We start from the raw sequence: 13,109 nt of genomic DNA, 5'->3' as shown, positions 1-13,109 counted from the left end.
TCCATGGGGCCAGGGAGGACGTGGGCTCGACGGACCGGGAGGCGGCGCGGGGGTTCGCGGAGGCGTGCGCGGGGGTGAAGGCGCGGCGGCGGGTGACGGAGCTTCCGGACCTGGGCGCGGTGGCGGAAGAGGACGCGGAGGTCCAGGTGCGACGGGTGCTGGCGCGGCTGAAGCGGGCGGGATTCACGCAGGTGGCGTCGGTGGAGCTGGATGCGCCGGTGCCGGGCCTTCATGTGCGGCGGGTGGTGGTGCCCGGCATGCGCGTCTCGGAGCTCCTGTGAAGCGGCGAGCCGAGGACGTGGTGGTCTTCCTGGGCCCGTCGCTGCCGGCCGAAGAGGCAAAGCGGCTGGGACCGTGCGTGGTGCTGCCTCCGGCGCGACAGGGCGACGTGTGGCGAGCGCTGGGTGCGAGGCCCCGGGCCATCGCGTTGGTGGACGGTGTCTTCGAGGCACAGCCCTCGGTGTGGCACCACGAGCTGCTGGCCGCGTTGGAGGCGGGCGTGGCGGTCTTCGGCGGCTCCAGCATGGGAGCGCTGCGCGCGGTGGAGCTGGCTCTGCACGGCATGGTGGGCGTGGGGCGCATCTTCGGCTGGTACCGCGATGGGGTCGTGGCGGACGACGCGGAGGTGGCGCTGCTGCATGCGGATGCCGAGAACGGCTGGCGTCCCCTCACGGTGCCGCTTGTCAACGTCCGGCACGTGGCCGAGCTCGCGCGTGAAGCCGGTGTGCTGAGCGCGCCCCGGGCCCGCGAGCTGGTGTCGGTCGCGGCGGAGATGTTCTACCAGGAGCGCACCTGGGCTCGGATGAGCGAGCGTGTGCGCTGGCCGGAGGACACGCGACGCGCGTGGGCGCAGTGGTTCTCCCGTGGCGTGGAGGACCTGAAGCGCGCCGACGCGGTGGCCTGCATCCGCACGGCACAGGAGTGGGTGGCTTCGGGTGCGCCGTCGAGCCGAGGGGCGCGTCGTGTTCCCTCCTCGCTGGTACGGCGGCGGCGACTCGTGGAGGACGTGACCCGCGTGCCTGATGCGCGGGTTCCCTCGGGGCACGTGCTCGAGGTGTTGAGCCAGGCGCCCGACGCGCGCGAGCTGGCCGAAGCGGGCCTGCGTCGCGCGTTGCTCGCGGGCTGGGCGAGGACGATGGGGCTGTCCGTCACCGAGGAGGAGGTGGCGCGTGAGCAGGAGGCGTGGTGGCGCGAGCGTCGTGTCCCCGCGCGCAAGCGCGATGCGTTCCTGTCCGCGAGCGGGCTGGACCCGGAGGGACTGCGCGCGCTGTGTGAAGAGCGGGCGCTGGAGCGACTCGTGCTCGCGCACTCGACACGGCTGCTGCCGGATGGCCCGTCCTGGGATGAAGCGCTCGCCGTCGAGGCGAGGTTGCGTGGACGCTGGGCAGAAGCCGCGCTCGACATCGCCGCGAGCGATGAAGAGCCCGTCGACTGATGCACTGAGCATGTTTCGAGCAGCGAGTCCTTCGACCGCCGCGAGCGATGAAGAACCCATCGACTGACGTGCCGAGCAGGTTTCGAGCGGCGATGAGCGCGTCGCCTGACGTGCCGAGCAGGCTTCGAGCAGCGAGTCCTTCGACCGCCGCGAGCGATGAAGAACCCATCGACTGACGTGCCGAGCAGGCTTCGAGCGACGAATCCTCCAGGCGCCTCTCGCGACGAAGCGCCCATCGCCTGAGGGCGCCATGCGTGCCTCGTGCGGCGACGCGTCTGTCGACTGACGCGCCGAGCGTGCCTCGAGCGGCGAGTCCGCCAGCCCGCGCGCCGTTCTTCACCGTTGCCTGTGGCGATGGGGCGCGAGCCGGACGCCTCCTCGCCACGGGCCCCCGAGGCGCCGTGCTCGGTCGGAGCCTCCCGCTCCACGAGACTACGGAGGACGTTGGGTCTCCCAGACCCGATGTGACCCACCTGCCGGGTGGGGAAAATTCGTGACAGGCCTTGAATCGAGGCTAGGGTCAACCCTGGAGGTTACCCTTGTACGGCCCCGTTTCCTGGGTGGTCACAGCGCCCCTCGCGCCAGACTCACGTGCCCGCATTGGCATTGAGGCCGTCCCCTGCCTCCGCGCGGCTGCGCTCGTGCTTTGCCGGGAAGGCATGGTCTCGCGCCAAGAGGGCTCTCCGCCGTGATGTCGGCGCCGTTCCATCCGGACCAGCTCGTTCCCGGCAGCGAAGTGGGCCCGTGGCGCGTGGTGGCGTCGCTGGGCGCGGGAGGTTTCGGCCGTGTCTTCAAGGTCGAGCGGGGAGGGCGCTTCTTCACGATGAAGATGGCGCTGCGTCCCGCCGGTCCCCAGGTCTCCGAGGAGGAGGACGTCAACGGTCGGCTGTCGCACGAGGTGGCCGCGCTGCTCGCCTGCGCGCCGCACCCGAACCTCCCGCGCCTCCACGCCGTGGACCGCTGGCCGGAGCCCCCCGAGGGCTACCTGTTCTTCGTCACCGACTTCATCGACGGAGAGACCTTCCACGAGTGGCGCTGGCGCGTGAAGCCCTCCGCGGCGCACCTGCTGTCCGTCTTCACCGAGGTGGTGCGCGCCGTCTCCGACCTCCACCGCCGAGGCCTGCACCACCGCGACCTGAAGGGCGACAACCTCCTCATCCGCCGCGATGACGAGCGCCCGTTCCTCATCGACCTGGGCACCGTGCGCATGCCGGGCGCGACGACGCTGACGGTGGGCGTGGCTCCAGCCTCTCCGCACCTGTTGCCCCCCGAGTGCGTGGCCTTCCTGCGCGAGGGCCTCTGGGAGCAGGGCGCGCGCTTCGACGCGGGCATCCCCGGAGACCTCTACGCGCTGGGCGCGCTGCTCTACGAAGCGCTCACGGACGGGTACGCCTTCGACCCCAGGCTGCCCTACGACAGGTTGCTGCCCGCCATCGAGACGGTGACGCCGCGCGCGCCCCACCTGGTCAACCCCAAGGTGCCTCCCGCGCTGGGAGACCTGGCGCTGCGGCTGCTCGCCAAGCGCCCCGAGGACCGCTACCCGAACACCGAGGCGCTGCTGCAGGCCCTGTGGGAGGTCGCCAAGGAGAAGCGTCAGCCCGCCTGGAGGCTGTCGCTGGACCTGCCTCCCGAGCCCGAGTCCCCGCGTGACGTGGACTCGAACACGCCCCGGGTGCGCATGGTGCCGGAGCTCGTGCGCATGCCCGAGCCCTCCGCGTCGGACGCGGAGCAGGACTCCGACGCCGAGAACACACCTTCGCATCCCCTCGCACCGGAGGCCGTCGCCGCGCCGGCGGACGCGCTCCCGTCCTCTCCGCCGCCGCCCGCTCCCACGTCGCCGTCCCGCGAGCCTTCCTGGACGCGCGGTGTCGCGGTGGGCGTGCTGGTGCTGTTCGTCCTGGGCGCGGTGGCCCTGGGTGTCTCGCGTCGCGAGTCGCCCGCTTCGAGCTCCACGCAGGCGGTCGTCCCCCTCCCACCTCCTGCAGAGAAAGGAAGTCCTGTCGTGACGAGTCGTCCCCTCACGCCCCCCGACACAGCCCGTCCCTCTTCACCGTCCGCCGAGCCCGCGGAGGCTCCCACCCGGTGGGCTTCCGCGACCCCCGCTCCCGCGGACGAGCCAACTCCTGAGTCGCCCCCTTCGCGGAAGCGTGGCTCGGTGAGTGGCACCTTGGGCAAGACGGCGGCGGTGGCGTGCCTGGCCGGGGCCTGCGCGAGCGGCTCTCCCCAGACACGCCTGACGTCGCCCGAGGGGGAGTGCCCGGCGGGTTCCATCGAGCGACTGAATGCGCTGGGCTACTCCCCGAGCTCGCAGTTGTCGCGGACGGACTTCTCACTGCAGGCCCCCGGCGAGCGGTATGTGTCGGTGATTCCGCTTCCTCCCGAAGGTCCCATCTCCATCTACCTCTACCGCAACCTGCCGGATCCAGCCCTCGTCGAGACGTTCCCGCGCGGGACGAAGTTCCACGGGAGGCTCTTTCACGGACAGAAGAGGTACTACATCTGGGTGTCCGAAGCGGAGACTCCCAATGGCAAGCGCATGGCGGTCTGTCTCCAGGTGTCGGTGGCCAATCTCGGCGAGCGCGTGCAGGTGGGCATGACCTACGACAGTGTCAACAGCACACCTGAGCAGAAGATGATCAGCACGATCGTGGGGCTCACCTCTACCGACTACTTCGGAAGGCCGTGACTTGCTCGCCGTGTTCCCGGTCCTCGCGCTCACCTGGGGCGTTCTGCTGAGCTCGGGTGCGGAGCGCCCTGGGCCCACCCCTTCCTTGAGTCTGCCCCCTGTGCGTCGGCTCGAGGTGGGCGGCGAAGTGGCCGCGCCGTCCCTCGACATTCGCATCTCCCCAGGGCGCGCCACGACCCTCTTCTTCGACGCCCGCATCCGGACCGAAGAGGTCCTGCTGGAGGGGCGTGAGCGTTTCCATCGCGTGGGCCTGGCGGATGACCACCTGGTGCTCGTGCCGTCGACCACGTTCCGCCAGGGAGAGCGGCTGCGCCTCGAGGTCCGCTTCCTCGATGGGGCGGCTCCGGAGCAGCTGGTGGTCTGGTTGGTGGTGGACCCGATGCGCGGTGAACCGCAGGTCGAGGTCTTCCGTCGCGTCCGCACCGCGGAGTCCTATCGGCGGGAGGTCGAGGAGCTCAGGGCGCGGCTGGCGCAGGCTCGCTCCGAACTCGAGCGACTCCAGTCCACGGGGCGCGCCTCGAGCTCGTTGGAGGAATTGGTCGCGATGCTGGGGCGGTCCTCGAGGTCGCTCTACGTCCAGGTGCTCGAGTCCGCCTCCCCACAGGGGCCTGACCTGTACGCCAAGGCGATTCGCCATGTGGCCCTCCATTCACATTGGAGTGCCCTGGTGTTGGGCATCTCCGCTGAGTCGGAGGGCCTGGGGTGGGTGGCGAGCGGCGGCTCGCTCACCAGGGACTCCGGGCAGGTGCTGGAGCTGAAGCCTCCCTGGCAATCAACGCCGCTGCGCGCGGAGGAGGAGCAAGATGTGGTCGTCCTCCTGGCGGACGAGGCCGCCCTGACACCCGGGCGCTACACGCTCAAGCTCTGGGATGTACGGGGCCGGACGTTGACGGTGGACCGACTGGTGGTGAAGTGACGGCGCGAGGGGCCTTGAGCCTCGTGGGCCACCGTGTAGGGTGCCGCCCCGGACGATGACCCCTCCGCCTCCTTCCGATGCCCCGCGCTGCATCCGCGCCGACTCCCGCGAGCCCTCGGGCTACCGCGAAGCCCTGGGCGAGCGCCGCGCCTCGCTGCTGCTCACCGACCCGCCGTACTGTCTGCTCACGCGGCGCCGCAAGGGCGGGGACCTGAGGGACCCGCGCGCGCACAAGAAGATCGACCAGAACCCCATCGTCCGGTTCGAGACGGTGCGCGACTACCGGGCGTTCTCCGAGGCCTGGCTCACGCGCGCCCTGGCGCACCTGACGCCCGACGCGCCGCTGGTCATCTGGACCAACCTGCTCGGCAAGGAGCCCATCCTCACCGCCGCGCGCGCGCTGGGCTATCCCCACCTGCGCGGCGAGTTCACCTGGGGCAAGCGCACCACGGACAAGAACGCGAACGAGCAGACCCTGCGCGTCTACGAGGTCGCGCTCGTCATCGCCCGGACGCCCGAGCCGGTGCTCGCGCCCGGGGACCTGCCCACCGTGTGGGCCGTCGTCGGCGGCTATGACGATGACGGCGACGCCGCGCGTTGGGGCAGCCATCCCCACCACAAGCCGTTCTCCGTGGTCGAGCCGCTGGTGCGCACGTACAGCCGACCCGGTGACACCGTGTTGGACCCGTTCGCCGGCAGCGGCTCGCTGCCCGCCGCCGCGCTGCGCCTGGGTCGACAGACGGCGTGCCTCGAAATCGAGCCCGAGTGGGCCGAGCGCGTCACCCACCGCCTGCGCGAGACGGTCGCCGCGTACCCTCCGCCCCCGAGCGGCAGGTAGCGCCGCGACTCGAATCCTCGGGGCCTGGCGCGGCCCATGTTCATCACGCGACTCATCACCCGGTCGCGTCGCGCCTCGAGCCCTCGGGGCATGTCGCGAGGAGCGGCGCGTCCTCCGCATCACGCGTCGCAGCGCCCGGCAGCGTCGCGTCTCGAATCGCCGAGGTTGGCGCGTCCTCTGTTCACGCGCCGTCAGCCCCCGAGCGCGCGGTAGAGCTTCGTCTCCGACCAGCGGGGCACGTCGGTAGGACGGTGTCCCCACCAGTTCATCACCAGCGTGCGGCGCAGCCGCGAGCGCCCCGGCAGCTTCCCGTCCGGCACCTGGTTCCGCGCGTCCAGCACGCCGTGCGTGAGCGAGCCGTCGAACACCACCAGCCGGTTGGGCCTGGGCGTCACCAGGTCCGCGGTGTCCAGCCGTGACGGCGCGAGGGACGGGTTGGACTCGTCCGGCTTCTCGCGCGTCACCACCAGCGCGCCGCCGCGCACGCGGTTGAGGAAGAGCACCGAGCCGATGCGCGGGTGCACCAGCTTCCCCGTGCGCAGCGCCAGCTTCTCGTCCCGGTCCTGATGGAAGTCCACGCGCACGTCCGTCGGGTACATGCGCGACAGCCACCACTCCACGCCCGCGATGCGCCGCCGGCCGACGATGGCCGGACGCAGCGCGGTGACGATGTCCTCCACGACGTTCGTCGGCGGGCCGAAGTCGTACCAGAACGTCGTCTGGTACGTGTCCTTCAGCCGCTCGCGGCCGAGGACTCCCAGGCGCCGCAGCAGCCGGCGGAAGAGGGCGGGGGGCACGGCGGCTTCGGTGAGCTGGACGAGGGTCTCCACGGCGAGGCGCAGCTTTGTCTCATGCGGAGGGTGGGCGCCACCTTCCTTTGCCAGTAGGCTGCGCGCCCCATTGCCCTCCCGCCGGGAGGACGCGGAGATTGCGCGATGAAGGCTCACCACAAGATGCTCATCGGCATCGTCACCGGCACGGTGGCGGGGCTCGGCGCGAATGCCCTCGCGGGCGGTGCACCCTGGCTGGACTGGGCCGTCAACAACGTGGCCTCCCCCGTGGGGCAGATCTTCATCCGCCTGCTCCTCATGCTCGTGGTGCCGCTGCTGTTCGCGGCCCTCGTCATGGGCGTGGCGGAGCTGGACCTGCGGCAGGTGGGCCGGCTGGGCGCGCGCACGCTGGGCTACACCGTGGTGTTCTCCACCATCTCCGTGCTCATCGGCCTGGTGCTCGTCAACGTCATCCAGCCCGGCCACGGCCTGAGCGAGGAGGCCCGCGCGCTCGCCCGGGGCGCCACCCAGGTGAAGGCCGCGCCCCCTCCGTCCGAGACGTCCTTCGGCGCCGTGCTCATGTCCATGGTGCCCATCAACCCGCTCAAGGCCGCGGCGGACGGGGACATGATTGGCCTCATCGTCTTCTCGCTCATCTTCGGCCTGGGCGTGGCGCTCACGCCCACCGAGGGCGTGCAGCGCCTGAAGGAGACCCTCCAGGGCCTCTACGACGTGATGATGAAGCTCATCGACGGGGTGCTGCGGCTTGCCCCCTACGGCGTCGGCGCGCTGCTGTTCGCCATGACGGCCAGGCTGGGGCTGGGCATCCTCCAGCAGCTGGCGGCCTACGTGGGCACGGTGCTGCTGGCGCTGTCGGTCCACATGTTCATCGTGTACTCGCTGTCGGTGCGCTTCCTGGGCGGGCGCAATCCCATCGAGTTCTTCCGCGACTGCCGGCTGGCCATCGTCACCGCGTTCTCCACGTCCTCCTCCAGCGCCACGCTGCCCACCGCGCTCAAGGTCGCCGAGGAGAACCTCAAGCTGCCCCCCAACGTGTCGCGCTTCGTGCTGACGGCCGGCTCGGCGATGAACCAGAATGGCACCGCGCTGTTCGAGGGCGTCACCGTGCTCTTCCTCGCGCAGGTCTACGAGGTGCCGCTGGACTTGTCGCAGCAGGCGCTCATCATGTTCATCTGCATCCTGGCGGGAATCGGGACGGCGGGCGTGCCCGCGGGCTCCATCCCCGTCATCGCGATGATCCTCACCATGTTCAAGATTCCGGTGGAGGGCCTGGGCCTGGTGCTGGGCGTGGACCGCTTCCTGGACATGTGCCGCACCACGCTCAACGTCACCGGGGACCTGGCCGCCGCCGTGTACGTGGCGCGCGGAGAGCCGCCCGCTCGCACGGACGTGGAGCGGGCAGCGGGGCCTTCCGCCTCCTGACATCGGGATGAACCCATCCCCATCCTTCCTCGCGTAGTCGTCCCACCGTCGCACCCAAGGAGCCCGCATGAGGGTCGCCAAGGATTCAATCGTCTCGCTCGAGTACCGGCTGCACCTCGGTGATGGACAGGTCATCGACCAGAGCGAGCCCGGCCAGCCGCTCGCCTATCTGCACGGGCACCGTCAAATCGTCCCTGGCCTGGAGGGCGCGCTGGAGGGCCTGTCCACCGGCGACAGCAAGCAGGTGGTGGTGCAGCCCGCACAGGGCTACGGCGAGCATGATCCCGAGGGCGTGCGCGTGGTGCCTCGCGCCATGCTCCCCGCGGGCTTCGTGCCCCAGCCCGGCCAGACGCTGATGGCCCAGACGGACCAGGGCGACATCCCGCTGCGCATCTCCGAGGTCCGGGGCGACGACGTGGTCATCGACCTGAACCACCCGCTCGCCGGCAAGACGCTGCACTTCGACGTCACCGTGAAGGAGGTCCGCCAGGCCTCCAACGAGGAGCTCTCCCACGGCCACGTCCACGGGCCGGGCGGGCACGACCACGGCTGACCCCGGGGCGTGACGCCCCGCGGCGACGAGCGAGGGGGCGGGGCAGGAGTACCCCGCCCCTTTTGCTTGCCTGCTGGAGTCCGTGCTTCGTGACAGCGGGGGCCGTGCACTATCTTTTCGCCCCCAATGAGCCAGTCCCCGTCCCAACAGACACCGAGCCCCACGGGGCTCCGCCTCCAGCCCACCGACGCCAACGCCGACGAGCCCGGGGCGTCCGCGGAGAAGGACCCGGAGCTGTACTGGCTCAAACACGTCTACCAGGGTGGCTCGCGGCAGCTCACCGTGCGCGCCGTCATCGCCGGCATGTTGATTGGCGCGGTGATGTGTCTGTCCAACCTGTACGTCATCCTCAAGACGGGTTGGAGCCTGGGCGTCACCATCACCGCCTGCATCCTGGCCTTCGCGGTGTTCAGCACGCTGCGCTCGCTGCGCGTGCTGAAGAACGACTTCACGGACCTGGAGAACAACGCCATGGGCTCGGTGGCCTCGGCGGCCGGGTACATGACGGGCGGCGGCAACATGGCCGCGGTGCCCGCGCTGCTGATGCTCACCGGCACGCTGCCGCCCGCGGGCTGGCTGGTGGTGTGGTTCGCGGTCATCTCCGCGCTGGGCGTCTTCGCGGCCATCCCCATCAAGCGCCAGCTCATCAACATCGAGGCGCTGCCGTTCCCCACCGGCACCGCCACCGCGGAGACCATCCGCGCGCTGCACGGCCACGGCGAAGTGGCGCGGCGCAAGTCGCGGCTGCTCACGGGCGCGGGCGTCGTCGGCGCGCTGCTGGTGCTGGTGCGTGACGCGCGCTTCCCGTGGCTGACCAACATCCCGGAGAAGGTGAGCCTGCCCTTCACGATGCTGGGCAAGAAGGCCTCGGCGTGGACGATGTCGCTCGACTTCAGCCTGCTGCTGGTGGGCGCGGGCGCGCTGGTGAGCTTCCGCACCGGCTGGTCCATGTTCCTGGGCGCGGTGCTGTCGTACGGCTTCCTGGCCCCGGCGATGGTGACGCAGGGCTCCATCCCCGAAATCACCTACAAGGCCATCAACAGCTGGATGGTGTGGACGGGCTCGGCGCTGCTGGTGTCGTCGGGCCTGCTGGCGTTCGCCTTCCAGTGGCGCAGCGTGGCGCGCTCGTTCAAGGCGCTGTCGGGGCTGTTCCGGGGCAAGGCCGCGCAGCAGGAGGAGACGGACCCCTTGGCCGGCATCGAGTGTCCGCCGTCGTGGTTCCCGCTGGGCTTCGCGGTGCTGGGGCCCATCGCCATCTTCCTGATGGCGTACCTGTTCCAGATTCCGTGGTGGGCGGGCGTGCTGGCCATGCCGCTGGCGGTGGTGATGGGCGTGGTCGCCAGCCGCGTCACCGGCGAGACGGACACCACGCCCACCAAGGCGCTCGGTCCCGTCACGCAGCTCATCTTCGGAGGCCTGGCGCCGGGGAACATCCCCGCCAACGTGATGAGCGCGAACGCCACCGGCGGCGTGGGACTGCACTCGGCGGACCTGCTCACGGATTTGAAGTCCGGGTGGCTGTTGGGCGCCAACCCGCGTCAGCAGTTCGTCGCGCAGCTGTTCGGCGTGGTGGCGGGCGCGGCGGTGGTGGTGCCGGTGTTCAACCTGCTGATTCCCAACGCGGAGGCGCTGGGCACCGAGGAGTTCCCCGCGCCGGCCACGATGGTGTGGGCGGGCGTGTCCAAGCTGTTGGCCACGGGCGTCTCCGCGATGCCCGTCACCGCGCGCTGGGGTGCGCTGTGCGGCGCGGCGCTGGGCATCTGCCTGGTGCTGCTGGAGCGCTGGGCGCCCGCGAAGCTGAAGGGCTACATCCCCTCGCCGGCGGGCTTCGGGCTGGCCATCGTCATCCCGGCCTCCAGCTCCATCGCCTTCTTCCTGGGCTCGGCCATCGCCGAGGTGCTGCGCCGCAAGAAGCCCAAGCTGGCCGAGGACATGGTGCTCCCGGTCTCCTCGGGCTTCATCGCGGGTGAGAGCCTGCTGGGCATCGCCATCGCCATGGCGAAGGCCTTCGGCGTGATGCCCAAGTAGTCGTCAGTCCACGCGGCCGGTGGCGAACGACGCCCCGGCCACGAAGCGGAAGGTGGGCGTGTCCAGGCCCGCGCCCACGCCCGGGCCGCCCATCACGTACAGGTCCAGCCAGGACGTGGTGTGGCGGCGGATGGCCACCAGCAACTCCGCGCCCGCCTGACCGCCCTGCAGCGGCACGCCGACGAGCATGCTGATCTCCCCGCGCGTGAGGTCTCCGGCGCGCGACGTCACGGTGCCGCCCAGCCGCAGCTCGTTGCCCACCACGTCCACGCTGGTGCCCGACAGCGGGCCCAGGTCCTGCTTGTCGCGCAGCAGGAGGCCGGTCTCCAGGCCCAGCTGCCACGTCTCCGCCAGGAAGCCGAGCTGGAGGCTGGGGTGCACCGCGTACCGGTCCCTGGCGAGCAGCGCCTTGCTGCCCACCGGAATCGCCGCGGACACATCCAGCGCCACCTGGAAGCCGAAGTCCGGCCGCAGGAGCGCCGTGCGCGCGCCCACCCACGGCGAGCCCAGCCCCTGGCCCTCGGGGGCGTTCACGTTCAGGTGCTTCGAGCCGCCCTGCGTGACGATGAAGGGCACCTCCGCGTCCACCTGGAGCCAGTCCGTCACGCCGATGGCCGCGGTGAGGTCCATGGTGAACTTGTTCTCCACCAGGCCCATGCCACCGCCCGGCTCCCAGCGCGTCTGGAAGTGGAGGGGCAATTGCTCGTAGTGGCCCTGGACGCCCACGCGCACCAGGCCCGCGGGCAGCGTGCGGCCGGTGCTCACCACCAGCGAGCCGAGCCCCGCCGGGTCCAGCTCCATCCGCTGCAGATTGAAGGTCGGCAGCGTCTTCGCCTGGGCGGAGGCGGTGGAGGGGAGCACCAGGGCGAGGGTGAACAGCGCCGACAGCAACGCGAACGCGAGCCGGAACGACACGACGACTCCTTGAAGGATGGAATGACAGCTCACACGTGAGCCGTGAACTCCAAAGACGAACGAGTCGCATGGCGCCGAGGGGAAGCGCAAGCTCACGCCCAGGTGCCTCATCCCGGGAAAGTATCCCTGAGCCTCCGCGTGGAATGACTTGACGCGCGATTCGTCCGGATTCTCCGGGGCTTGCCTTGAAGTCCCAATCCCGCGCACGCGTATCCCAATCATGGGAAAGCAAAACACCGTGCAATCGCAGGCGCCGGCCGGGCGTAGGATTTCTCATTCCCGCCCAAGGAGTCATCCGTGGCCGTCCTTCTCGAGGATCTCCGCTACGCCGTCCGGTTGCTCTTCAAGAATCGGGGGTTCACCGCCGTCTCGCTGCTGACGCTCGCGCTGGCCATCGGCGCGAACACGGCCATCTTCAGCGTCGTGCACGGCGTGCTGCTGCGGCCGCTGCCCTATCCCCGCTCCGAGCAGCTGGTGCGGGTGGACGCGCGGGACGCGGACGGGCCCAACACGACGTTGGCGATCGCCCACTACGCCTGGCTGACGTCGGAGGGCTCGCCCTTCTCCCAGGTCTCCGCGTCGGAGATGTTGCCCTCGGGCTTCAACCTCGTGGGGGACGGGCTGCCGGAGCGGCTGGCGGGGGTCCGGGTGACGGGGAACTTCTTCGAGACGTTCGGCGTGAGGCCTCAGCTGGGGCGCGGCTTCCTGCCGGAGGAGGACGTCCCGGGGGGCCCGCGCGTGGTGGTGCTCGGCCAGGGGCTGTGGAAGCGCCGCTTCGGTGGGGCGCCGGACGTCGTGGGGCGCACGCTCACGCTCAACGACGAGCCCTACACCGTGGTGGGCGTGGCGGCGGAGTCGTTCCGCTTCCCGGCGGAGGCGCAGCTGTGGACGCCGCTGCAGCTGGACATGACGAACAACGAGGCCTCCAACTTCCTGTTCGTCACCGGGCGGGTGCGTGACGGGCTGTCGCCCCAGGGCGTGGAGGCCGCGTTGAAGACGCTGAGCGCGCGCCTGACGGCGCAGAAGCCGCACCTGATGCGCGCCCACGAGTTCTTCGGCGCGGTGGACCTGCGGGCGGCGCTCGCGGGGGATTTGCGCCTGGCGCTCTGGGTGCTGCTGGGCGCGGTGGGGCTGGTGCTGCTCATCGCGTGTGTCAACCTGGCCAACCTCCAGCTCGCGCGCTCCGCGGCGAGGCAGCGGGAGCTGGTGGTGCGCGCGGCGCTCGGCGCGGCGCCCCGGCGGCTGGTGCGGCAGTTGCTGACGGAGAGCCTGCTCTTGTCGCTCGTGGGCGGCGGGTTGGGGGTGCTCCTGGCGTCGAGCGCGCTGCCCGCGCTCCTGTCGCTGGCGCCGCCGGAGCTGCTCACGCCGGGGACGCAGGTGGAGCTGGAGGGCACGGTGCTGCTGTTCTCCCTGGGGCTGTCGGTGGTGACGGGGCTGCTCTTCGGGCTGCTCCCGGCGTGGCAGGCCTCTCGGCCCAGGCTCCAGGACGCGCTGCGCGAGGGGGCCCAGCGGGCGACGGCGGGGG

The 13,109-nt window shown here is 70.9% G+C and carries 11 protein-coding genes; 9 read left to right on the top strand and 2 right to left on the bottom strand.

The features are described from left to right. The 5 genes from FL311_RS33655 to FL311_RS33635 all read left to right on the top strand — a co-directional run. The coding region (locus FL311_RS33655) for a YcaO-like family protein (RefSeq protein ID WP_194869465.1) at window positions 1-281 on the top strand (281 nt) is incomplete at its 5' end. Beyond that, a complete protein-coding gene (locus FL311_RS33650; protein ID WP_141331747.1) occupies window positions 278-1,435 on the top strand; it encodes a TfuA-like protein in 1,158 nt (385 codons plus the stop codon). The genes FL311_RS33655 and FL311_RS33650, both read left to right, overlap by 4 nt. A 691-nt stretch (window positions 1,436-2,126) precedes the next feature. After that, window positions 2,127-4,121, top strand: a complete 1,995-nt coding sequence (locus FL311_RS33645) for a serine/threonine-protein kinase (RefSeq protein WP_141331749.1) — start codon at window positions 2,127-2,129, stop codon at window positions 4,119-4,121. A gap of 10 nt (window positions 4,122-4,131) precedes the next feature. Next, window positions 4,132-5,037: a DUF2381 family protein gene (locus tag FL311_RS33640; protein WP_228557261.1), complete on the top strand. Its 906-nt coding sequence runs from the start codon at window positions 4,132-4,134 to the stop codon at window positions 5,035-5,037. A 55-nt stretch (window positions 5,038-5,092) separates the two neighbouring features. Beyond that, complete coding sequence (locus tag FL311_RS33635; protein WP_141331743.1) at window positions 5,093-5,875, top strand: DNA methyltransferase; 783 nt, start codon at window positions 5,093-5,095, stop codon at window positions 5,873-5,875. Between the two features lie 191 nt (window positions 5,876-6,066). Here FL311_RS33635 and FL311_RS33630 read toward each other — a convergent pair whose 3' ends face one another. Continuing rightward, window positions 6,067-6,705 (bottom strand): hypothetical protein, encoded by a 639-nt coding sequence (locus tag FL311_RS33630; protein ID WP_141331741.1) that lies wholly within the window; start codon window positions 6,703-6,705, stop codon window positions 6,067-6,069. Between the two features lie 105 nt (window positions 6,706-6,810). Between FL311_RS33630 and FL311_RS33625 the strand changes: the two genes are divergently transcribed. The 3 genes from FL311_RS33625 to FL311_RS33615 all read left to right on the top strand — a co-directional run bounded on the left by FL311_RS33625 (window position 6,811) and on the right by FL311_RS33615 (window position 10,669). Then, window positions 6,811-8,088 (top strand): dicarboxylate/amino acid:cation symporter, encoded by a 1,278-nt coding sequence (locus FL311_RS33625; protein WP_141331739.1) that lies wholly within the window; start codon window positions 6,811-6,813, stop codon window positions 8,086-8,088. Window positions 8,089-8,155: 67 nt separating this feature from the next. Then, window positions 8,156-8,641, top strand: a complete 486-nt coding sequence (locus FL311_RS33620) for a peptidylprolyl isomerase (protein ID WP_141331737.1) — start codon at window positions 8,156-8,158, stop codon at window positions 8,639-8,641. 126 nt (window positions 8,642-8,767) lie between these two features. Then, window positions 8,768-10,669 (top strand): OPT family oligopeptide transporter, encoded by a 1,902-nt coding sequence (locus FL311_RS33615; RefSeq protein WP_141331735.1) that lies wholly within the window; start codon window positions 8,768-8,770, stop codon window positions 10,667-10,669. Between the two features lie 3 nt (window positions 10,670-10,672). On the opposite strand, the gene FL311_RS46185 is transcribed toward FL311_RS33615, so the two are convergent. Next, entirely contained in the window at window positions 10,673-11,584 is a 912-nt protein-coding gene (locus FL311_RS46185) for a flagellar motor protein MotB (RefSeq protein WP_141331733.1), read from the bottom strand. A 297-nt stretch (window positions 11,585-11,881) separates the two neighbouring features. Between FL311_RS46185 and FL311_RS33605 the strand changes: the two genes are divergently transcribed. Beyond that, on the top strand, window positions 11,882-13,109 hold a 1,228-nt coding region (locus FL311_RS33605), incomplete at its 3' end, for an ABC transporter permease (RefSeq protein WP_141331731.1).

The sequence above is a fragment of the Myxococcus sp. AB025B genome (genome assembly GCF_006518215.1).
In the GTDB taxonomy this organism is placed as follows: domain Bacteria; phylum Myxococcota; class Myxococcia; order Myxococcales; family Myxococcaceae; genus Myxococcus; species Myxococcus fulvus.
This window is presented reverse-complemented; position numbering and strand designations above follow the sequence as displayed.